Source organism: Sinomicrobium soli (genome assembly GCF_003285545.1).
Lineage (GTDB): Bacteria > Bacteroidota > Bacteroidia > Flavobacteriales > Flavobacteriaceae > Sinomicrobium.
In genome coordinates, this window is record NZ_QLNV01000006.1 from 290,896 (window position 1) to 313,169 (window position 22,274).

Genomic DNA, 22,274 nt, shown 5'->3' on the forward strand with positions numbered 1-22,274 from the left:
CCGAAAACAGAAAAGATTTATGGACGTGACTACGAAATATATACCTGAGATAAAACAGGTAAAGGAAGCTGCAGAAACTTTAAAAGGAGTGGCCGTACGCACACCTCTTGCTCCCAGTATGACCTATTCGGGGGCATTCGGCGCCAATGTACTCCTGAAACGGGAAGATCTCCAGGTGGTCAGGTCATATAAGATCAGGGGGGCATATAATAAGATCAGGTCTCTTTCCGGTGATGAAAAGGCCCGCGGAATTGTCTGTGCCAGTGCGGGAAATCACGCCCAGGGGGTGGCGATGTCCTGTAACAAGCTGGGCATAAAGGGAACCATCTATATGCCCGTGCCTACGCCGAAACAAAAGATCAGCCAGGTAAAAATGTTCGGAGGGGACCAGATCGATATCGTACTGGAAGGCGATACGTTCGACGACTCCAACAAGGCGGCCCTGGCGGAATGCCGCAAACAGGGAAAAACTTTTGTACATCCTTTCGACGATGAAAAAGTGATCGAAGGACAGGCCACCGTGGGGCTTGAGATCCTGGAACAGGCCGATACTCCCATCGACTATCTGTTCGTACCCGTAGGAGGGGGCGGACTGGCTTCCGGGTTGTCGGCGGTATTCAACGCCCTTTCACCTCAGACCAGGATTATCGGGGTAGAGCCCGAAGGGGCCCCCTCCATGAGCAGGTCTATCGAGAACAACCGCAATACCGAACTGGACCGTATAGAAAAGTTTGTCGACGGTGCCGCAGTGAAAAGGGTAGGCGACAAGACCTTTGAAATATGCAGGCAGTTTCTTCACGATGTCATCACCGTTCCCGAAGGAAAAGTCTGCCAGACTATCCTGGACCTTTACAACAAGGATGCCATAGTGGTAGAGCCTGCGGGTGCCCTTACGATCTCAGCCCTGGATTTTTACCGCGATACCATAAAGGATAAGACGGTGGTATGCGTGGTAAGCGGGAGCAATAACGATATTACCCGTACGGCCGAGATCAAGGAAAGGGCCCTGTTATATGCCAATCTCAAACATTACTTTATTGTGCGTTTTCCACAGAGGGCAGGGGCACTCAAGGAATTTGTGGCCGAGATACTCGGGCCCAATGACGATATTACCCATTTCCAGTATACCAAGAAACACAGCCGGGAAAATGCCCCCGCAGTGGTAGGTATCGAGCTCAAAAGTGAGGCCGATCTGGAGCCTCTTATCGAACGTATGAAGGAACACCACTTTTATGGAGATTATCTCAATAACAAACCGGACCTGTTCCAATTCCTGGTGTAATTAACAGCCTTACCATCAAGATTAAAAACACAAAAACAAATCATTAACCACAAACATCAACACACTAATGCAAAGCGTAAAAGAAGAGTTCAGGATCAAAGAACCCTTGCGTCAGGAAACCTACCTTGCCAACGGGGAACTCCTAAAATGGGAAGGGGCTTTTGCCGAGGTATATTCTACCATACAGACCCGGAGTGACAATGGGGAATACGGGCCCACCCTGCTGGGGACAGTGCCTGATATGGACAAGGCTTCGGCGCTGCAAGCCCTGGATGCAGCCTGCAATGCATACAACAAAGGGCAGGGGTTATGGCCCACCATGAAGGTGGAAGACCGCATCGCCTGTATGGAAAAGTTTGTTTCCCAGATGAAAACGAGGAGGGCAGAGGTTGTAAAACTCCTGATGTGGGAAATAGGAAAGAACCTTCCCGATTCCGAAAAGGAATTCGACAGGACGGTAGAATATATTTATTATACGATCGAGGACTACAAGCAGCTGGACCGGGATAGCGCCCGGTTTGCAAAGCACGGTGGGGTTTATGCCCATATCCGCAGGGGGCCGCTCGGGGTGGTGCTCTGTATGGGGCCGTACAATTACCCGCTCAACGAGACTTTTGCATTGCTGATTCCCGCACTGATCATGGGGAATACCGTAGTGTTCAAACCCGCGAAACACGGGGTTTTGTTACTTACTCCCCTACTGGAAGCTTTTAAGAACAGTTTCCCGGAAGGCGTGGTGAATGTTATTTTCGGAAGGGGAAGGGTAGTGGCAGCCCCCATCATGAATACCGGGCGTATTGATGTGCTGGCCCTTATCGGAAACAGCAAATCGGCCATAGCCCTTCAGGATCAGCATCCCAATAAGAACAGGTTAAGGCTGGTTATGGGACTGGAAGCCAAGAACCCGGCTATCGTATTGCCGGATGCCGACCTGGACCTTGCCATAGACGAATGTATCTCAGGAACCCTTTCCTTTAACGGCCAGCGCTGTACGGCTCTTAAAGTACTCTATGTACACGAAGATATAGCTGATGAGTTCAACAGGAGGTTTTCTGAAAAGGTGGATGCACTTAAATTCGGTAATCCCTGGGAGCCCGGAGTAATGCTGACCCCGCTTCCGGAACCGGGAAAACCGGGCTATATAAAGGAACTGATAGATGATGCCGTAAGCAAAGGGGCAAAGGTGATCAACAAAAAGGGAGGAGAACTTTCGGAGAATTATATCTATCCCGCGGTGCTTTACCCGGTGAATAAGGAGGCCCGTGTGTACAGTGAAGAGCAGTTTGGCCCTGTGATCCCTGTACTCTCTTTTAAAAGTATACAGGAACCCCTTGACGATATGGCCGAATCCAATTACGGACAGCAGGTGAGCCTGTTCGGGAAAGATATCAAGACCCTGGCCCCGCTTATCGACACGCTGGTAAACCTGGTGTGCAGGGTAAATCTCAACAGTTCCTGCCAGAGGGGGCCGGATGTTTATCCGTTTACGGGAAGAAAGGATTCCGCCGTGGGAACGCTCAGCGTTCACGATGCCCTGCGTTCGTTCTCCATACGTACGTTTGTGGCGTCGAAAGACAACGACTACAACAGGAAAATCCTCGAAGAACTGCTGGCGAGCAAGGCTTCCAACTTTGTCAACACGGATTATATTTTATAAATCATCATTAGGGGCCCCCGGTCATTTTATTACCGGGGATTCTTTTGAATTTTTTTGACCAATAAAAAAAAGAGATTGCCTTTTCGGAGCAATCTCTTTTTTATTATTTTAATTCAAGTGTTTCCGGATTTTTGCTTCCGTGCCGGATCGTCAAAACATATATTACTTCCAGGCAATAACCCACCCGTTAAACACAATAATGTATTTTTTGAAACGGATAAGGCCATTATATAATGGTAGATTGCCCGAATTCTATGTTCTCCCGGTTTATCTGGGTACTGTCGTCGTTATGGAGGATATAGTCGGCTATAAAGTCGCCTACCTTAACAGTTCCATAAGTACTTTCCTTGTCCAGGTCGGGGGTGACCACGCCGCGTTCCAGCGATTTTTCCACAGCCAGTTTTACAGCATCGGCTTCCTCCTGGAGATTAAAGTGCTCCAGCAGCATGGCTGCGGAGAGAATGGACGCTACCGGGTTGGCAATATCCTTGCCTTTGGCCTGCGGATACGAACCGTGAATGGGCTCGAACATGCCGATATCACTCCCTACCGAGGCAGAAGCCAGCAATCCTATGGATCCCCCTATGACGCTGCCTTCGTCGGAGATAATATCGCCGAACATATTCTCGGTCAGGATAACGTCGAATTGCCCGGGGTTCAGGATGATCTGCATGGCGGCATTATCGACAAAGAGGAAGTCAAGTTCCACATCCGGATAACTTTCCCCGATACTGCCGACCACCCTTCTCCAGAGCCGGGAGGTTTCCAGTACATTGGCCTTGTCTACCAGGGTCAGTTTCTTACGCCTGCTCCTGGCGGCCTTAAAGGCGAGATGTGCAATGCGTTCGATCTCTGATTCCGAGTATTCGCAGAGATCGGAAGCGGTGCTGCCGTCTTCACTGAGCTTTTTCTCCCCGAAATAAATTCCCCCGGTCAACTCCCTGTATATGGTGAAATCCGTTCCCGAAATAATGTCCTTTTTTAAAGGAGATTTTTCTATCAGGGTAGGAAAGGCCTTTATAGGCCGGATATTGGTGAAGAGCCCGAGTGATTTTCGCAGTTTGAGCAACCCTTGTTCGGGACGCACTTTTGCTTTCGGGTCGTTATCGTATTTGGGATCGCCGATGGCCCCGAAAAGTACGGCGTCTGATCTCTTGCATACGGCGAGGGTCGCTTCGGGCAGCGGATCGCCGGTTTCGTCAATGGCTGCCGCCCCGACGGGGGCTTCTTCAAAGTGAAAGCTGTGTCCGAATGCTTCACCTACGGCCTGGAGCGATTTTACGGCCTGCTCCACGACATCAGGACCGATGCCGTCTCCGGGTAAAAGGGCGATATTCAATTTCATAACTACGGTTTTTATTGCTGTTCAAATGCTTCTATCTTGTCTTTTTTACTGATCAGGAAATCGATATCGTCATATCCGTTGAGCAGGCATAATTTCTTATAGGGGCCGATGTCAAAGGTAGCCTTGTCCCCGGAGCCTTTTACAGCGATGTACTGTTCCTCGAGGTTGACAAGAATTTCCGTTTCCGGGTTTTCCTGTACGGTGTTGATCAGTTTCTTGAGGTATTCGGGAGTTACCTGCACGGGCAGCAGTCCGTTGTTCAGGGCATTGCCCTTGAATATATCGGCAAAATAGCTGGATACGATAACCTTAAGCCCGTAATCTGCCAGTGCCCAGGCGGCGTGCTCCCGACTGGACCCGCACCCGAAATTATCACCGGCAATAAGGATGGTCCCCCGGTATTTAGGGTCGTTAAGGGTGAAAGAGGTATTCTCCGAGCCATCCTTGTTGTAACGCCAGTCGCGAAACAGGTTTTCTCCGAATCCCGATTTGTTGGTCGCCTTGAGAAACCTGGCGGGAATGATCTGGTCGGTATCTATATTTTCTATGGGCAACGGTATGGCCCTCGAGGTATGTGTGGTAAATTTTTCCATGTTGTCATTGTATTGTTATGCGAAAACCGCTGTTTCTTCTTCATAGGGGGCTGCGACAGCTCCCTTTACGGCTGTTGCAGCGGCAATCAGCGGACTGGCCAGGATGGTCCTGGCGCCCTGGCCCTGGCGCCCTTCAAAATTCCGGTTGGAAGTAGATACACAGTATTCTCCTGCGGGTATCTTGTCGTCGTTCATGGCCAGGCAGGCCGAACATCCGGGCTGTCGCAATACAAACCCGGCTTCTTCGAAAATTTCTCTGAGCCCTTCTGCCTCGATCTGTTTCGCTACCTGCTGCGATCCGGGAACGATCAGGGCATTGACATTTGCCGCCTTCTGCTTTCCGCGGATATATTCCGCCGCGACGCGGAAGTCTTCGATCCTGGAATTTGTACAACTCCCTATGAAGACGTAGTTGATGGGTTTCCCGAGCAGGCTTTCTCCTTTCTCAAATCCCATGTATTCCAGCGATTTTTCAAAAGAGATATCGTCTGTTACTGGGATGTGTTCATCTATTTTTATGCCCATTCCGGGATTGGTACCATAGGTAACCATGGGACCGATATCTTCGGCGTCGAAGGAGTATTCCTTGTCAAATACAGCCCCTTCGTCGGTTTTCAGGGTTTTCCAGTACGCTGTTTTCTTTTCGAATTCCTCCCCTTCGGGAGCAAATTCACGGCCCCTGACATACTCAAAGGTAGTTTCGTCTGGGGCTATCATTCCGCCGCGGGCACCCATTTCAATACTCATGTTGCACACCGTCATCCGGCCTTCCATACTCATGTTTTCGAAGACGTCCCCGGCGTATTCCACAAAATGCCCCGTTCCGGAATTCGTGCCCAGTTTGGCAATGATATAAAGAATGACATCTTTGGGGAGTACCCCTTTTTTCAGTTTTCCGTTTACGCTTACCCTCATTTTTTTGGGTTTGCTCAGCAACAGGCACTGGCTGGCAAAAACCTGGGCTACCTGGCTTGTTCCTATACCAAAGGCAATAGTGCCGAAGGCTCCGTGTGTGGAAGTATGGCTGTCGCCGCATACCATCGTCATTCCCGGTTGGGTGATCCCCAGTTCCGGGGCCATGACGTGAACAATTCCCTGGTACTTATGCCCAAGCCCGTACAGCGTTATCCCGTGTTTTTCACAGTTTGTGGTAAGTTGTTCCAGCTGGTTCCTGGAAAGCGCATCCTTTACCGGCAGGTGCTGATTGAGGGTGGGTACGTTATGATCGGCCGTAGCTACGATCTGATCGGGCCGGAAAACGGGAATGTTGCGCTGTTCCAGCTCGGCAAAGGCCTGCGGACTGGTAACTTCGTGGATCAGGTGCTTGTCTATATATAAGATCTGTGGTCCGTTCTCTACGGTATCGACCACATGGCTGTCCCATACCTTATCAAATAATGTCTTTTTCATCTGTTTTTTTACTTTTAGTTGCATGGTGAGCAGGCGAGATAGACCGGGGAAGAGTTTTTAAGTTTTTAAGTTTTGCCGGTCTGCCCCTTATGGTTACACGGCCCTGATCTCACCGAGTTTACAGACCTGCATGATCTCGTGGATATCATCGTCCAGGACTTCCTTCTTCACGTCGGCAAATTTCAGAAATTCCCGGTATACGTCATCCAGTTGCAGCTTGGTAAGTTCATAGCCTACCTTTTTGGCCCGGTACGCCAGGGCAGCCCTTCCGCTCCTTGCGGTGAGCACAATGGCAGATTCCGTAACCCCCACATCGGCCGGGTCTATGATCTCGTAGGTTTCCCTGTTTTTTATGACCCCGTCCTGGTGAATTCCGGAACTGTGGGCAAAGGCATTGGCCCCCACTATGGCCTTGTTGGGCTGTACGGGCATTCCCATACTCTCCGACACCATTTTACTGGTGCTGTACAACAGCCGCGAATTGATATTGGTATCGAGGTCGAGGGCAGGGTGCTGGCGCAGGATCATCACCACTTCTTCAAGAGAAGTATTTCCGGCGCGTTCGCCTATACCGTTTATGGTACACTCTATCTGTCTTGCCCCGTTGACCACCCCGGAGATGGAATTGGCGGTAGCCAATCCCAGGTCGTTGTGGCAGTGGCACGACAGGACGGCTTTTTCAATACCTTTTACATTATCCCTCAGGTATTTGATCTTGGCACCGTATTCTTCGGGCAGGCAGTATCCGGTGGTATCCGGAATATTGAGTACGGTAGCTCCCGCTTCGATAACGGCTTCGCATACCCGGGCCAGGAATTCGTTGTCCGTACGTCCTGCATCCTCGGCATAAAACTCCACATCGTCTACAAAGGTTCTGGCGTAGCTCACTGCAGTTACGGCCCTTTCTACGATCTCTTCCCTTGTTGCCCTGAACTTATGTGTGATATGAGAATCAGAAGTTCCTATACCGGTATGGATACGGGGTTTCCGGGCATACTGCAGGGCTTCCGCAGCTACTTCGATGTCTTTTTTAACGGCCCTGGTAAGCCCGCAAACCGTTGCATTTTTGACTATCTTTGCTATTTCGACGACCGAGGTGAAATCCCCCGGGCTGGAGATGGGAAAACCGGCTTCTATGACATCGACCCCGAGTTCGTCCAGGCGTCGGGCTATAACCAGTTTCTGATCGGTGTTCAACTTACAGCCGGGAACCTGTTCGCCATCGCGGAGGGTGGTGTCAAAGATTTGTACTTTTTCTTTACTCATGTCAAATTATTAGTCTTAATTTTATTTTTCTATTACGAATTTATATTTTGCAAATTCAAACAAAGGGTTTTGTCTGAAGGGCTTTACAATGCTTAACCAAAAAATATAAAACTTAACAATTTGATAATTAGGTTTTTAAATCTTATTTTATTACAATGACAAATGCGCAAAAAGATTCGTTGTTTATACTGATTAAATCCCTTTCGAAATCTGAAAAACGACAATTCAAACTGTATGTCAACCGCCTCGGGGTGAATGCCGATGCCAAGTTCCTCGCACTTTTTAACCTGCTGGACAAAATGAAGGATTACAGTGAAAAGGAGATCCTGAAGAGCGGGATCGTCAAAAAGCAGCAGTTGTCTAACCTCAAGGCCCATTTGTACAAACAGGTACTGGTGAGCTTACGGCTGAACCCGGTAAATCAGAATATCCGGATACAGATCAGGGAACAGCTGGATTTTGCTACCATATTGTATCACAAGGGGCTCTATCGGCAAAGTCTCAAGATCCTGGAAAAGGCGAAGCAGTTTGCCATTGAGAACGAGGAAAAGAATATAGCCTTTGAGATCGTGGAGTTCGAGAAAATTATCGAGACCCAGTATATCACACGCAGTATCAGCGGCCGTGCCGACGAATTATCGGTACAGGCCAAGGAACTGAGCATACAGAATGTTATTGCCAGCAGGCTTTCGAACCTGTCGCTGCAGCTCTATGGCATATTGCTGAAATCGGGATATGTGAAAAGCGATGAAGAACATCAGCGCATAGCCGAATATTTTAATTCGCGCCTGCCCCATTACCGGCTTGAAGATCTCGGTTTCCGGGAAAAACTATGGCTCTACAAGGCGTATTTGTGGTATAGTTTTCTCACCCAGGATTTTCTTTCCAGTTTTAAATACGCCAGTAAACTGACCGACCTGTTTCACGAAAACGAACAGATGATCTACATGAACCCGGTGTATTACCTGAAAAGTAACAATTACCTGCTGGAGGCCCTGTTCATGCTCAAATACGGCACGCAGTTCAAGGCCGTATTACACAGACTGGAGGAGGTTATCGCATCCGGGCCTTTTCCGAAAAACGAAAATGTGGCATCACTGTCTTTCCTTTACATCTATATCAACAAGCTGAATCTTCACTTTATGGAGGGGTCTTTTGAGGAAGGTTTGATGCTGGTAGATGAGATCCTGTCTCAGTTGAAAGTACACAAAGATACTATTGATGAACATCACGTCATGGTGTTCTATTACAAGATCGCCTGCATGTATTTCGGTAATGGCGATAACCGCATGTGTATTGCCTATCTCAAAAAGATCATAGACAACAAAAATCTTACCATGCGGGAAGACCTGATGTGTTTTTCGAGGGTGCTGAGCCTGGTGGCACATTACGAAGCAGGAATGGACTACCACCTCGATGTACAGCTGAAGAGTACCTATAAGTTTCTGCTCAAGATGAACGACCTCCATGAAGTGCAGAAGGAAATGATCAGGTTTCTGCGTAACCTTGGCAATATCTATCCCCATGAGCTGAAAGGGGAGTTCAGGAAATTACACGCCAGGTTCAAGGAACTGGACAATGACCCCTATGAACGAAGAGCATTCCTGTACCTGGATATTATCTCCTGGCTGGAAAGTAAAATAGAAAATAAAAGCGTGGCCGAGATTATCCGGGAAAAGTCAAGGGCACTGATACGGTAATAGGAATGAGAATCTTAACAATACAGGAAATATCTACCTCTGAAATTCCGCTGATACAGGATATGGCAAAACGTACATGGCCATCAACCTTTAAAGATATTCTTACCCCGGAGCAGATTGATTATATGCTGGAAATGATGTATTCGGAGAAAGCGCTCAGAAAGCAGATCGATGTGCTCGGGCACCGTTTCTTTGTCACGGGAAAAGACGGTAAAATGCTCGGTTTTATTTCCTGTGAAACAGGGTGTGGAAATAATAATACCACGAAAATACACAAGCTGTATGTCGTTCCGGAAGCCCAGGGCAGGGGAGCCGGCAGGTTCCTGATAGACCGTGCAAGAGCTGTGGCCCGGGAAGCCGGAGACCGTATTTTGTCTTTAAATGTAAACAAATTCAATCCCGCCGTCCGTTTTTATGAAAAGATCGGGTTCAGTACCGTAGCCGAAGAAGTGATCCCCATAGGAAAAGGATATGTAATGGATGATTTTGTGATGGAATGGGCTTTTTCCGTGGAGTAATACCTGGGTTATAGCTTCTATATTCTGCAGATGGCAGGAAAAAGAGTGTTGAAAAGTACCCGTTTTTAGTTATATTGGCAAATCATTAACTCATTATTGTTTTCCGGTAACAGATTATGATTGATAATGCTCGTACCTGGTAATACAACCAAAAAAAACGTGCTCGAAAACACTTTCTTGATAAAACAACAAACCCGTGAAAAGACAAAAACACCATTCCCTGTTGCTATTCCTGGCGGTTATTTTATGTACTGCCTGCAATACTTCCCGTCCGGAACGATCCTGTGAGACCTATGCAGAAGCCGAAGATCCGGAAGTACCGGACGACAACTGGCCGGCAGTTGACGGATTTCAGCTTTCTTTCGGGACCATTGATACGCGCTATGCCAAATCGGCCGTACCCGATGTGGAAGCTTCCGTGCACTGGAAGGGGAGTGGCTGGCGCGGGGAGCGGGTTTCGGCACAGATGGTCATGTGGTCTGATATCCCCGTAAAACAGGTGGAATTTGAATTCTCCCCTTTTAAGACAGACGATGGAAAAGTGATGGATGCGTCTGTCGCCCGGGCCCGGTTTGTGCGTTATGTACTCACAGATGCTTTCGGTCTGGGATGCGGGCACCGGAAACCGGAAGATTTCCCGGTTTCCCTGTCGGCGGATGCCCTGGATAATGCAGATTGTATGGATATGGAAGCCCGTACCACCCGGCCCGTATGGCTCAGTTTCGATATTCCTCCGGGGGCTGCTCCCGGAATATATACCGGAACCTTAAGCGTATTTGCGAGAGATCATAAGCCCCGGGAACTTGATATCACCCTCGAGGTCCTGCCACAGACACTGCCCGGTCCCGGAGACTGGGCTTTTCACCTGGACATGTGGCAGCATCCCTCGGCAGTAGCCCGGGTAAACGGGGTAGAGGTATGGTCTGAGGAGCACTGGGAATTGCTGAAAGTACCCATGCAGATGCTGGCCGGTGCCGGGCAAAAGGTAATTACCGCCAATGTCAACAAAGACCCCTGGAACAACCAGACCCACGACCCGTATGAAGATATGATCAGCTGGACCAGAAAGGCCGACGAAAGCTGGGAATACGATTATACCGTATTCGACCGGTGGATCAGTTTCATGATGGACCTCGGGGTGGATAAGCAGATCAACTGTTATTCCCTGTTGCCGTGGAATCACGAGATCCACTATATGGACGAAGCTTCGGGAGAGATGGTCAATATAAGTGCAAAACCGGGAACGGAAATATTCCGGGATACCTGGACCCCCTTCCTCAAATCGTTCCGGGACCATCTCGGGTCCAGGGGATGGCTGGAGATTACCAATATAGCCATGGATGAGCGCTCACCGGAAGAGATGAAAGAAGCCCTTCAGTTGCTGGAAACGACGGTTCCCGAACTGGGGGTCGCCCTGGCCGACAATCATAAGAGCTACCGCGAATATCCCATGTTAAAGGATATCTGCGTGGCTTACGGGGCATCCTTCGACCAGGAGGACCTTGAATTCAGAAAGGAAAACGGGCTTATCAGCACCTATTACGTATGCTGTTCTGACGGGTTTCCCAATATCTTTACCTTTTCAGACCCTTCGGAAGCTGTGTTTATGGGGTGGTACGCCATGGCCGCCGGGCTCGACGGCTACCTGCACTGGTCTTATAATTCCTGGACAGAACAGCCGCTGACCGATTCCCGTTTCCGCACCTGGCCGGCCGGGGATACGTACGTCATTTATCCCGGCGGCAGGAGTTCCATCCGTTATGAAAGAATGAAAGAGGGGATACAGGATGCCGAAAAAATCCGTATTTTAAGAGAGGCGTTCACGGCGGCATCCGATACGGAAAAATTGCAGAAACTCGAAGAAGGGATCTCAAAATTCGATATTAAACAAGCTCCTGAAACACCCTGTGCTTCATTGGTAAACGAGGGAAAGCAGTTGCTCTATGACTTGAGCAGATAATACCATAAAACAAACATTACATTATGCGTAAGCCATTATTATTTACAGCACTTGTGGCCCTGGCATCGGCCTGTATCGCCCAGAATGATATACCATTCCGGAATACCATAGCTATTGATCCGGGGGATAGCAAGGAACGCATCGTTGAAAAGGCGGCACATATCATCCCGACGGCCAATCAGCTGGATGCATTGAAGAATGAGTTTATTGCATTCATACATTTCGGTCCCAATACCTTTACGCGAAAGGAATGGGGGAGCGGTACCGAAGACCCTGCGGTCTTTGACCTGGAGGAACTGCATACCGACCAGTGGTGTGAAGCCATGAAGGCAGCCGGAATGAAGATGGTCATACTCACGGTAAAACACCACGACGGTTTTGTTTTGTGGCAGAGCCGGTACACACAGTACGGCATCATGTCTTCCGGATTCCGGGACGGCAAGGGAGACATCCTGAAAGAACTGTCTGCTTCCTGCCGGAAATACGGGTTAAAACTGGGGATCTACCTTTCCCCGGCAGACCTCTACCAGATCGAGAATCCTGACGGACTGTACGGGAACCTGAGTACCTATACCCGGCGAACCATTCCCCGGGAAGTGCCGGGAAGGCCTTTTGCCGATACCACGAAGTTTGAGTTTGTAGTGGATGACTACAATGAGTATTTCCTGAACCAGCTGTTTGAGCTGCTCACCGAATACGGCCCTGTTCACGAAGTGTGGTTCGACGGGGCCCATCCGAAACGAAAAGGGGGGCAGCGCTATAATTACAAGGCCTGGAAAGAGCTGATCCATACCCTGGCCCCTGAAGCTGTGATCTTCGGAAAAGAAGATGTTCGCTGGTGTGGCAATGAATCGGGAAAAACGCGGTCTACGGAGTGGAACGTGATCCCCTACGGGGAAAACCCCGATACGGCCACACACTTTCCGGATATGACGGACGAAGACCTCGGCAGCAGGGAAAAACTCTATAAGGCAAAATACCTGCACTATCAGCAGGCAGAGACCAATACCTCCATCCGCGAAGGCTGGTTTTACCGGGACGACCACCTGCAGAAAGTGAGAAGTCCGGATGATGTATTCGATATCTACGAACGCTCCGTAGGGGGAAATTCTACCTTTCTCCTGAATATCCCGCCGAACAGGGAAGGCAGGTTTTCTCCGGAGGATGTAAGCGTACTGAATGAAGCCGGCCGGCGTATAAGGGAAACATACGGGAACAATCTTTTTAACGGTGCTTCGGCCCCGGAAGCAGTGCTGGACAACGACCTCAGTACTTTTGTGCCGTTAAAAGGGGAACAGAAGGAAATCGTGATCAATACCCCGGCACCGGTAACCCTTAACCGCCTGTCGGTGCAGGAGGCAATCGATACACATGGCGAACGTGTGGAAAAGCATACTGTGGATGCCTGGACAGGGGATTCGTGGAAAGAAATCGCATCGGCCACCAATATCGGATATAAGCGTATCCTGCGGTTTCCCGAGGTAACGGCATCCAGGTTCAGGCTGCGTGTGGAGGCCAGCAGGCTCGATCCTTCCATAGCCACCATAGGCGCTTTTTATTATGAAACCCGTCCGCCGCAACTACAGGTTTCCAGGTCCGGCGACGGAAAAGTGAATATCCGGCCGGTGGAGACCGGTTTCAACTGGAAACCCCATAATGAAAGTATTTCTGAAAATCTCTATAAAAACATGGACATCCGGTATACTGTAGACGGTAGCCTGCCCACAATGAAGAGTACAGCGTATTCGGGGCCTTTTGAACTTGACGGGGGAGCGGTAAAGGCAGTGGCCGTGATCAGGGGAGAGAAAGGCCCGGTAACCTCGGAAGTGCTGGGAATACCGAAAAACGGCTGGAAGGTAAAGGAAACGGATAGTGAATCCGCAAGGCATAAGGCAGGGATGGCCATTGATGAAGACAGGAATACCTGGTGGCAATCGGAAAGTTCGGAGAGGCAACATTACATAGTGGTAGACCTGGGGGAAGAATATGTGTTAAGTGGTTTTGCCTATACTCCCCGGAAACAGGACAGCCGGGGAATGATGGCCGGGGGAATCATAGAGGTGAGTACGGATGGCAAGAACTGGAAACCTGCGGGAGTGTTTGAATTCGGCAACCTGGTCAACGATCCTACCACCCGGAAATACATGTTCGGCAGTCCCGTACTGGCCAGGCAGGTACGAGTCACCGCAACGGAGATCGCCGGGGAAGACGATACTCTTGCCATAGGCGAGCTGGACTTCTATGAACGCCTGGATTAATAATGGTTTTCAAAAGCTATTCCTCCATCGTATGATATACGTTTTGTACATCGTCGTCCTCTTCTATTTTTTCCAATAGTTTTTCGATGTCCGCCACTTGTTCGGGGTCGAGTTTTTTGGTCACCTGCGGGATCCTTTCGAAACCGGAAGACAGTATCTCTATATCCCGGCTTTCCAGTTCCTTTTGTATGGCCCCGAAACTCTCGAAGGGGGCATAGATCAGGATACCGTCGTCATCGGCAAAAACCTCTTCGGCACCGAAATCTATCATTTCGAGTTCCAGTTCCTCGATATCGAGACTTTCCCCGTTAATACGGAAATTACAGGTATGATCGAACATGAATTCCACAGAACCGCTGGTACCGAGGCTGCCGTTGCACTTGTTGAAATAACTTCTGATATTGGCAACGGTCCGGTTGTTATTGTCCGTAGCAGCTTCTACCAGTACGGCTATACCGTGCGGGCCATAGCCCTCGAACAGTACCTCTTTGTAATTTTCGGTATTTTTATCGGAAGCCCGTTTTATGGCCCGCTCTACATTGTCCTTGGGCATGTTGGCGGCTTTGGCATTCTGGATCACGGCCCTCAGCCGGGCATTGGTCTCAGGATGGGGGCCGCCTTCCTTTACTGCAATGACAATATCCTTTCCTATCCTGGTGAACGTTTTGGCCATGGCTCCCCAGCGTTTGAATTTTCGTGCTTTTCTGAATTCAAAAGCTCTTCCCATATAAAATTTGTTTGGTTATAAAAATCGTTGTGTCTGTGCAAAAATAAAAAGTAAACGCTTAATGTACAATGAACGCATTTAAAGTTTCCGCCGTCCGGGGTGTATATTGTCAAAAAAATAATTTATATTCATCAAAAACATTACGATATGAATTCGCGGGAACTGGAAGACAGGGAGTATCAGTATTATTATCAGAAATACATCCTCAGGCTGGAGGAGACCTCACTTATGGAAGCCTTTAAAAATACGGAACACGAATTTGTAAACCATGTTAAGGCACTGGACCGGGAAAAATTGTTATACCGGTACGCCGAAGACAAGTGGACGGTTGCCGAGGTCATCCAGCACGTCATAGATACCGAACGTATCTTTACCTATAGGGCCCTGCGTATAGCGAGGAATGACGCCACCGACCTCCCCGGGTATGAGCAGGATGAATACGTGCCGTTTTCCGGGGCGAATGACCGGAGTACAAAAGAGTTGCTGGTCGATTTTAAGGCTGCGCGCCTGAGTACGGTATCCCTTTTTCACTCCTTTACCGATACCATGCTGCTCCGTACCGGTTCGGTAAGCGGTAATCATATATCGGTAAGGGCGATAGGTTTTATTATTTCCGGACATCTCGACCATCACCTGAACATCCTCAGGGAGCGGTATTCTGTATAAATATACCCGGATATACCGGGTTGTCAATCGATACTGCCCGGATGGTGCAGACAGTCATTGTGTGGTTGTCACGAATAAAAAAAAGGCTGTCTTCCGGGAAAAACAGCCTCTTTTTTATTCGTTGTCAGGATCGTTATCGTCAGGAATATCCACAGAATTCCCTATATCTCCCGAATCAAAATCATCATCTTCTTCTTCATCAAAATTTTCCATGGTGTTCGCCAGCCTGGTACTCACTTTTACCAGGTACACCGCCTCGTCAGTACGCACCTCCAGGGCTTCAACGGTCTCATTGCTGGCATTCTTGAACCTTATGATGTCGTCATCGCCGTATCCGTCGGGATATTTTTCTACCAACAGGGTCAGTATTTCGTTGGTAAGCTTCTTGTAATCAACTATAATTCGTTTCATGAAGGGAGTTGTTAATGCTGCCTGAAAATAAATTAAAATAAATTTTGTACGCAAGTAATTTTATGCTGCATTTTACATATCTAACAAATATGCAAAAATCAGGGGGGCTACTATGGTGGCATCAGACTCTATGATAAACTTCGGGGTATCCATATCGAGCTTTCCCCAGGTTATTTTTTCGTTGGGAACAGCTCCCGAATACGACCCGTAGCTGGTCGTGGAATCGGAGATCTGGCAGAAATAACTCCAGAAGGGTACATCGTGCATTTCCAGGTCCTGGTAGAGCATGGGAACCACACAGATGGGAAAATCGCCTGCAATACCGCCTCCTATCTGGAAGAAGCCCACACCGTTGCCTGAATTTTTACCGTACCAGTCTGCCAGGTAAGCCATGTATTCGATGCCGCTTTTTACGGTAGATGCCTTGAGTTCGCCCTTAATGACATATGAGGCAAAGATATTTCCCATGGTACTGTCTTCCCACCCGGGTACCACAATGGGCAGGTTCTTTTCGGCTGCGGCATACATCCAGGAATCTTTGAGGTCTATCTCGTAATATTCTTCGAGTACGCCGGAGAGCAACAGCTTGTACATATATTCGTGGGGGAAATAGCGTTCTCCCTTGTCGTCCGCATCCTTCCATATCCTGAAAATATGCTTTTGAAGGCGGCGAAAGGCCTCTTCTTCGGGAATACAGGTGTCGGTGACCCGGTTCAGTCCCTGTTCCAGAAGTTTCCATTCGTCTTCGGGAGTGAGATCGCGGTAATGGGGCACACGCCTGTAGTGGGAGTGGGCCACAAGGTTCATGATATCTTCTTCGAGGTTGGCCCCGGTACAGGAAATGATCTGTACCTTGTCTTTCCGGATCATCTCGGCAAAGATCTTGCCCAGCTCCGCAGTACTCATGGCCCCGGCAAGAGTGACCATCATTTTGGCACCGCCTTGCAGTTGCTGCTCGTAAGCCCTGGCCGCATCAACAACGGTAGCTGAATTAAAATGCAGGTAATACTTTTCAATAAATTGGGAAATAGCGCCTTTCATATTTGTTCGTTTTTGAGATTTAATAGCCGGTGTGCTACGTATATTTTCTTCTGACTTCGAGCTTCCCGGCTTCCGACTCTTTCTGTTCGTGTTGTTAATCGTCATAGTCTTCTTCCTCGTCTTCATCGGGTTTTCCCGAAGCATACCTGAATTTATAGGCCAGCATTTTGTAATACAGTTTGGCCGCAAGAAAATCCGACGATTTTTCCTTTTCGTTCGGACAGAGTTCAACGATATCAAACCCGACCACATTTTTCTTTTTAAAGATCTTTTTCAGGAATTCCAGGGTTTCATACCAGAGCAATCCTCCCGGTTCCGGGGTGCCGGTGGAGGGAAGGATGGAAGGGTCGAAAGCGTCGAGGTCTATGGTTATAAAGACATTTTCGGTCATCTGGTGCACGGCATTGGTGATCCATTCGTCGTCACGGATGATATCATGCGCGAAATACACCTGGTTCTCGTCCATGTTTTCCAGTTCCGAAATGTCCATGCTGCGTATGCCCACCTGAATGAGGTTGGTCGTTTTGCTGGCCTCGTATACCGCGCAGGCATGATTACAGGCCGACCCTTCGTATTTGGGCCTGAGGTCTGCATGAGCATCGATCTGTACTACGGTAAGGTCTTCGAAACATTCGTTAAACGCCCTTATCGTCCCGATGGAAACAGAGTGTTCCCCTCCGAAAACGGTAACGAACTTCTCCTGGTTTATATAGCTCCTGGTGATTTTATGTACCGTATCCACCATTTTTTCGGGAGAGGAGTTTTCCGTAATTGCAGGGGCCAGGTAAACCCCCTTTTTATAAGGTTCCGACCGGGTCTCTATATCGAACAGTTCCATGTTCTCGGAAGCGTGCAAAAATGCTTCCGGTCCTTTGTCTGCTCCTTTCTGCCAGGTACTGGTCCCGTCATAGGGTACCGGGATCAACACTACTTTGGCATCGTCAATGCGGGCATATTTATCAGGGATCCCGGCATATGTTTTTTTGTTCATCACAGTTTGATTTTTGACATCAACCGCTTTACTGCGGCATTGTTCGGATTAAACACATTAAATATAGATCATAAAACAATGATAATCAATACCGGGACATTCGGTTCCGGTGTCAGTTTTCATCATACCCGAGGATCCTGAGCAGGTCTTCTGCCTTTTGCTGTTCTGCAAACACTTCGGTAGTCATATTACCTTCCTCATCCCTGTCGATAAGAATATGTTTCGGAGAGGGGATAAGGCAATGCTGCAACCCGCCAAACCCGCCGATAGTCTCCTGGTAGGCCCCGGTATTGAAGAACCCTATATAGAGCGGCCTGCTCTTGCTGTACTTGGGCAGGTAGATCGCGTTCATGTTCTGCTCACTGTTGTAATAATCGTCACTGTCGCAGGTAAGTCCGCCCAGCAGCACCCTTTCGTATTCATCGTTCCAGCGATTGATCGCCAGCATGATAAAACGCTTGCTGATGGCCCAGGTATCGGGCAGGGTGGTGATAAAGGAAGAATTGATCATGTTCCATTTTTCCCGGTCATTCTGTTGTTTCTGATACAACACCTCGTAAATGGCCCCGCCGCTTTCGCCCACCGTAAAACTGCCGAACTCCGTAAAAATATGGGGTACGGGCACGTCGGCCTCGTCGCAGGCGATCTTGATCTGGTTGATGATCTCATCGACCATATATTCGTAATCGTAATTAAAGGCCAGCGAACTTTTTGTCGGGAAACCGCCACCGATATTAAGGCTGTCTACCGTAGGGCATATTTTCCTCAGCTGGGTATACACCCTGAGGCATTTGAGCAGTTCATTCCAGTAATAGGCCGTATCCCGTATCCCGGTATTGATAAAAAAATGCAGCATCTTAAGCCTTACATCCTTATTGCCGGCAATGGCCCGGTTATAGAAGGGAACGATATTCTTATAGCCTATCCCCAGCCGGCTGGTATAGAACTCAAACTTGGGCTCTTCTTCCGAGGCAATGCGGATGCCGATGTCGAAACTGCCGTCAATAGCCTCGTTCAACAGGTCGATCTCCTCGTAATTATCGATAATGGGAATACATTTTTTATGTCCGCTGTTCACCAGGCCGGCGATATTCCGGATGTACTGGTCCCTCTTGAACCCGTTGCACAACACATAGTGATCAGGAGTGAGTTTTCCCTGCTTCAGCAGGTTGTTGACGATATTGATATCGAAAGCCGAAGAGGTTTCTATATGAATGTCATTTTTGAGAGCTTCCTTGAGAACATGCTCGAAATGAGAACTCTTCGTACAGTAACAATAGTGATATTTGCCGTCGTAATCATGTACCTGTATGGCCTTGTCGAACCATTTTTTGGCCTTCTGTATGTTATTGCTGATCTGGGGCAGGTAGTTGAATTTCAGCGGTGCCCCGTATTTCCTGACCAGGGCCATGAGGTCTATGTCGTGAAATTTAAGGGTGTCATTGTCCAGGGTAAATTCTTCCTGCGGAAAATAATAGGTCTGATCGATAAGATCAATGTATTTGGTCTTCATTACAATACTGCTTTTTTTAATTTGCGGATAAAGGGCTTAAAGTATACTACAATATATAAAAAAAGCGGGAAGATCAAATGCGCAGGGCAACGGCACTCGTTGCGGCAATTGCCGCAGAACAAGAGTAAAATCTGGATAGAATTCCGGAAGTGAGCTTAAAAAACCGGTGGTCCTTCCTGAGCACCGTATACCATAACGACTTCCTCCTTATGGCACACCCGGGATTATAAACGAGTTTCATTCCTGTTTAGCCTAATCGGCTACAAAAATGTAGAAAAAAAATAAGTTGCCAAACAGGGAACGACTTTTTTTAGAAAAAAATATACGAATCTCAATGATTTGAAAATGAAATAAATACGCATGTTTCCGGCAGATGCGGGCATTTACATCTTAAAAGTAAAGCCATCGGAAACCTTTTTTTCATATTTCTCCTTGTCAAATTCGTAGAGAAAAGATCCCTTCCTGGATGATGTCATGTCCTTTTCTTTCAGTTTGACAAGAACGTCGAGCTGTTTTATTTTTTTCTGAAAGTTCCTTTTGTCCAGTTCCTCGTCCAGGATAACCTCGTACAGTTTCTGAAGCTGCCGCATGGTAAACTTTTTGGGAAGCAATTCAAAACCGACAGGGTTGGTGGAAGTACGCCTTCTCAACCTCCGCAATGCCTTGTTCAGCATTTCGTGGTGGTCAAAAATCAATGGAGGAATATCCCCGATAGAGAACCACTGGGCAGAATGCTGATCCAGCAGCTTGGGATTGTGGTCATTAATATTGATAAGGGCATAATACGCCACAGAGATCGTACGCTCCACAGGGTCGCGATCGATCTTGCTGAACCCGTACAGCTGTTCCATATATACTTCATCAAGGCCTGTCAGGGTTTGCAATACCCGGTTGGCGGCCTCGTCAAGAGTCTCGTTTTTCTTAAGGAACCCTCCCATGAGGGACCATTTTCCCATTTCGGGTTCAAACCCTCTCTTTATGAGAAGCAGTTTGAGATCATCTTCATCAAACCCGAATATAATACAGTCGACTGCTACAAGCGCTTTGTCTTCCTGATTGTAATTGTAATCCATATGTAACAAAAAATTTTCCGCACTATCTTTCTTTATTGAGACACTTGTCAAAGAGGAGAAGAGATATTGCCCAGTGTAAGATACGTCTTATCCGGCAGGTAAATATACATTTAATTTTAGGAAAATCGAAAAGGGGTATTTTAAAAGTGCCTGTTGAGCGTAAATTTTGTTGAATATATCACACATACAGATTTTTTTCTTCCGAAAGTGTGGTATTCACATTTTTTGATTACATTTACAAATGTAAAACATACACTTTTAAAATAACCATTATGACAGCCAAAGCCTTTATTTTAACGCTGGTTTCTTCCTTCTCGGTGCTTTGTGTAAGCGGGCAGCAGATCAGGATAGATACCGGTGCGGGGGAGTACAAGATCAGTAAACACATATACGGGCATTTTGCCGAGCATCTGGGCCGGTGTATATACGACGGATTTTATATCGGTGAAGATAATACTGCCATTCCCAATACCAACGGGGTGCGCAATGATATAGTGGAAGCCCTTAAAGCCCTGAAGATACCGAACCTGCGGTGGCCCGGGGGATGTTTTGCCGACACCTACCACTGGAAAGACGGGATAGGCCCGAGGGAAGAGCGTCCCACGATAGTAAACCGCTGGTGGGGCGGAGTTACCGAAGACAACAGCTTCGGCACCCACGATTTCCTGGATATGTGCGAACTCCTGGAGACGGAGCCTTACCTGGCCGGGAACATGGGGAGCGGAACCGTACAGGAGCTGATCGACTGGGTACAGTATACCAATCACGAAGGCAAGAGCCCGATGGCAGACCTGAGGCGGGAGAACGGCAGGGAAACTCCCTGGAACGTGAAGTTCTGGGGCATCGGGAACGAGGCCTGGGGGTGCGGGGGAAACATGACTCCGGAATACTATGCCGATGAGTACAGGAAGTACGCTACTTTCCTGACAGGATGGTCTAACGAAGCCGGGATTTCCCGGATCGCCTCCGGAGCGTCCAGCGATGATTATAAGTGGACCGAAGTCCTGATGAAAAACATAAAGCACAACCTGATAGAAGGAATGGCATTGCACCATTATGCGGTGATAGAATGGAATAACAAGGGACCGGCCGCCACCTTTGACGAAGGACAGTACTTCAGTACCATGAAAAGCGCACTGCATATGGAAGAACTGGTGACCAGGCACAGCGCTATCATGGACAAATACGATCCTGAAAACAAGATAGCCCTCGTGGTAGACGAATGGGGAGGTTGGTATGAGGTGGAACCCGGTACGAATCCCGGTTTCCTGTACCAGCAGAACACCATGCGCGATGCCATGATCGCGGGCACTACACTCAATATCTTTAACAATCATGCCAGGAGAGTGAAAATGGCCAACCTGGCACAGACGGTCAACGTACTGCAGGCCGTGGTACTCACCGAAAGGGAAAAAATGATACTTACCCCTACGTATCACGTGATGAAGATGTATAATGTACACCAGGATGCCACACTGATCCCGGTAACGTTTGACAATGTCGACTATACCTATCAAGGAGAAAAACTCCCGGCACTTTCGGTATCGGCATCGAGGAATGCCGATGGCGTCGTACACGTATCGCTGGTCAATATCGATGCTTCCCGGAAGCATACGGTTTCCCTGAATGTAGAAGGGAAACGCCCGAAAAATGTAGAGGGAACCATTCTTGCCGCTTCGAAGCTCCAGGACCACAACACTTTTGAAAGTCCTGATACGGTACGCCCCGGACCTTTTAAGGCATTCAAGGCCGGAAAGGAACAGCTGGAGGTCGAACTTCCCCCGTTTTCGGTAGTGGTACTGGAATTAAAATAGGACTTTTGGAATAACGATTTAAGACTTCGGGAGGCAGGACTTTTATACT

Annotated in this window: 18 protein-coding genes; 8 read left to right on the forward strand and 10 right to left on the reverse strand. The window is 48.4% G+C overall.

What is annotated here, in order from left to right; all coding sequences use genetic code 11:
- Positions 1-19: 19 nt before the first annotated feature.
- A complete protein-coding gene (gene ilvA, locus DN748_RS10165) occupies positions 20-1,282 on the forward strand; it encodes a threonine ammonia-lyase IlvA (protein WP_112371677.1) in 1,263 nt (420 codons plus the stop codon).
- 67 nt (positions 1,283-1,349) lie between these two features.
- The gene (locus tag DN748_RS10170; protein ID WP_112371678.1) at positions 1,350-2,939 is read left to right on the forward strand and encodes an NADP-dependent glyceraldehyde-3-phosphate dehydrogenase; all 1,590 of its coding nucleotides are present in this window, start codon (positions 1,350-1,352) and stop codon (positions 2,937-2,939) included.
- Positions 2,940-3,165: 226 nt separating this feature from the next.
- Here DN748_RS10170 and leuB read toward each other — a convergent pair whose 3' ends face one another.
- From leuB to DN748_RS10190, 4 genes are all read right to left on the reverse strand, one after another.
- Entirely contained in the window at positions 3,166-4,284 is a 1,119-nt protein-coding gene (leuB, locus tag DN748_RS10175) for a 3-isopropylmalate dehydrogenase (RefSeq protein WP_112371679.1), read from the reverse strand.
- 11 nt (positions 4,285-4,295) lie between these two features.
- On the reverse strand, positions 4,296-4,877 hold the full coding sequence (leuD, locus tag DN748_RS10180) for a 3-isopropylmalate dehydratase small subunit (protein ID WP_112371680.1): 582 nt from the start codon (positions 4,875-4,877) through the stop codon (positions 4,296-4,298).
- A gap of 15 nt (positions 4,878-4,892) precedes the next feature.
- Positions 4,893-6,287, reverse strand: a complete 1,395-nt coding sequence (leuC, locus tag DN748_RS10185) for a 3-isopropylmalate dehydratase large subunit (protein WP_112371748.1) — start codon at positions 6,285-6,287, stop codon at positions 4,893-4,895.
- Between the two features lie 93 nt (positions 6,288-6,380).
- Positions 6,381-7,553: a 2-isopropylmalate synthase gene (locus tag DN748_RS10190; RefSeq protein WP_112371681.1), complete on the reverse strand. Its 1,173-nt coding sequence runs from the start codon at positions 7,551-7,553 to the stop codon at positions 6,381-6,383.
- Between the two features lie 155 nt (positions 7,554-7,708).
- Here DN748_RS10190 and DN748_RS10195 point away from each other — a divergent pair, with 155 nt between their 5' ends.
- From DN748_RS10195 to DN748_RS10210, 4 genes are all read left to right on the forward strand, one after another.
- Entirely contained in the window at positions 7,709-9,253 is a 1,545-nt protein-coding gene (locus tag DN748_RS10195; protein ID WP_112371682.1) for a hypothetical protein, read from the forward strand.
- A gap of 5 nt (positions 9,254-9,258) precedes the next feature.
- On the forward strand, positions 9,259-9,771 hold the full coding sequence (locus tag DN748_RS10200; protein ID WP_112371683.1) for a GNAT family N-acetyltransferase: 513 nt from the start codon (positions 9,259-9,261) through the stop codon (positions 9,769-9,771).
- Between the two features lie 196 nt (positions 9,772-9,967).
- Positions 9,968-11,731: a DUF4091 domain-containing protein gene (locus tag DN748_RS10205; RefSeq protein ID WP_112371684.1), complete on the forward strand. Its 1,764-nt coding sequence runs from the start codon at positions 9,968-9,970 to the stop codon at positions 11,729-11,731.
- A 23-nt stretch (positions 11,732-11,754) separates the two neighbouring features.
- The gene (locus DN748_RS10210; protein WP_112371685.1) at positions 11,755-13,989 is read left to right on the forward strand and encodes an alpha-L-fucosidase; all 2,235 of its coding nucleotides are present in this window, start codon (positions 11,755-11,757) and stop codon (positions 13,987-13,989) included.
- 16 nt (positions 13,990-14,005) lie between these two features.
- Here the strand turns inward: DN748_RS10210 and DN748_RS10215 are convergent, their stop codons facing one another.
- On the reverse strand, positions 14,006-14,716 hold the full coding sequence (locus DN748_RS10215) for a YebC/PmpR family DNA-binding transcriptional regulator (RefSeq protein ID WP_112371686.1): 711 nt from the start codon (positions 14,714-14,716) through the stop codon (positions 14,006-14,008).
- Positions 14,717-14,863: 147 nt separating this feature from the next.
- Here DN748_RS10215 and DN748_RS10220 point away from each other — a divergent pair, with 147 nt between their 5' ends.
- Positions 14,864-15,382, forward strand: coding sequence for a DinB family protein (locus tag DN748_RS10220; protein ID WP_112371687.1), 519 nt, complete (start codon positions 14,864-14,866; stop codon positions 15,380-15,382).
- Between the two features lie 114 nt (positions 15,383-15,496).
- Here the strand turns inward: DN748_RS10220 and DN748_RS10225 are convergent, their stop codons facing one another.
- From DN748_RS10225 to DN748_RS10245, 5 genes are all read right to left on the reverse strand, one after another.
- Complete coding sequence (locus tag DN748_RS10225; protein ID WP_112371688.1) at positions 15,497-15,793, reverse strand: hypothetical protein; 297 nt, start codon at positions 15,791-15,793, stop codon at positions 15,497-15,499.
- A 72-nt stretch (positions 15,794-15,865) separates the two neighbouring features.
- Positions 15,866-16,834, reverse strand: a complete 969-nt coding sequence (locus tag DN748_RS10230) for a deoxyhypusine synthase family protein (RefSeq protein ID WP_112371689.1) — start codon at positions 16,832-16,834, stop codon at positions 15,866-15,868.
- 94 nt (positions 16,835-16,928) lie between these two features.
- Positions 16,929-17,825, reverse strand: coding sequence for an agmatinase (speB, locus tag DN748_RS10235; protein ID WP_112371690.1), 897 nt, complete (start codon positions 17,823-17,825; stop codon positions 16,929-16,931).
- Between the two features lie 112 nt (positions 17,826-17,937).
- Complete coding sequence (locus DN748_RS10240; protein ID WP_112371691.1) at positions 17,938-19,338, reverse strand: arginine decarboxylase; 1,401 nt, start codon at positions 19,336-19,338, stop codon at positions 17,938-17,940.
- A gap of 383 nt (positions 19,339-19,721) precedes the next feature.
- The gene (locus DN748_RS10245; protein ID WP_112371692.1) at positions 19,722-20,411 is read right to left on the reverse strand and encodes an NUDIX hydrolase; all 690 of its coding nucleotides are present in this window, start codon (positions 20,409-20,411) and stop codon (positions 19,722-19,724) included.
- A 272-nt stretch (positions 20,412-20,683) separates the two neighbouring features.
- Between DN748_RS10245 and DN748_RS10250 the strand changes: the two genes are divergently transcribed.
- Entirely contained in the window at positions 20,684-22,225 is a 1,542-nt protein-coding gene (locus DN748_RS10250; protein WP_112371693.1) for an alpha-N-arabinofuranosidase, read from the forward strand.
- Positions 22,226-22,274: the final 49 nt, after the last annotated feature.

Coding starts and splice junctions, on each gene's coding strand:
- DN748_RS10240 (WP_112371691.1), bottom strand. CDS start 19,338: ATGAAGACCAAATACATTGATCTTATCGATCAGACCTATTATTTTCCG.
- DN748_RS10190 (WP_112371681.1), bottom strand. CDS start 7,553: ATGAGTAAAGAAAAAGTACAAATCTTTGACACCACCCTCCGCGATGGC.
- DN748_RS10215 (WP_112371686.1), bottom strand. CDS start 14,716: ATGGGAAGAGCTTTTGAATTCAGAAAAGCACGAAAATTCAAACGCTGG.
- DN748_RS10200 (WP_112371683.1), top strand. CDS start 9,259: ATGAGAATCTTAACAATACAGGAAATATCTACCTCTGAAATTCCGCTG.
- DN748_RS10220 (WP_112371687.1), top strand. CDS start 14,864: ATGAATTCGCGGGAACTGGAAGACAGGGAGTATCAGTATTATTATCAG.
- DN748_RS10245 (WP_112371692.1), bottom strand. CDS start 20,411: ATGGATTACAATTACAATCAGGAAGACAAAGCGCTTGTAGCAGTCGAC.
- leuC (WP_112371748.1), bottom strand. CDS start 6,287: ATGAAAAAGACATTATTTGATAAGGTATGGGACAGCCATGTGGTCGAT.
- DN748_RS10210 (WP_112371685.1), top strand. CDS start 11,755: ATGCGTAAGCCATTATTATTTACAGCACTTGTGGCCCTGGCATCGGCC.
- speB (WP_112371690.1), bottom strand. CDS start 17,825: ATGAACAAAAAAACATATGCCGGGATCCCTGATAAATATGCCCGCATT.
- DN748_RS10230 (WP_112371689.1), bottom strand. CDS start 16,834: ATGAAAGGCGCTATTTCCCAATTTATTGAAAAGTATTACCTGCATTTT.
- ilvA (WP_112371677.1), top strand. CDS start 20: ATGGACGTGACTACGAAATATATACCTGAGATAAAACAGGTAAAGGAA.
- DN748_RS10225 (WP_112371688.1), bottom strand. CDS start 15,793: ATGAAACGAATTATAGTTGATTACAAGAAGCTTACCAACGAAATACTG.
- DN748_RS10195 (WP_112371682.1), top strand. CDS start 7,709: ATGACAAATGCGCAAAAAGATTCGTTGTTTATACTGATTAAATCCCTT.
- DN748_RS10170 (WP_112371678.1), top strand. CDS start 1,350: ATGCAAAGCGTAAAAGAAGAGTTCAGGATCAAAGAACCCTTGCGTCAG.
- DN748_RS10250 (WP_112371693.1), top strand. CDS start 20,684: ATGACAGCCAAAGCCTTTATTTTAACGCTGGTTTCTTCCTTCTCGGTG.
- leuB (WP_112371679.1), bottom strand. CDS start 4,284: ATGAAATTGAATATCGCCCTTTTACCCGGAGACGGCATCGGTCCTGAT.
- leuD (WP_112371680.1), bottom strand. CDS start 4,877: ATGGAAAAATTTACCACACATACCTCGAGGGCCATACCGTTGCCCATA.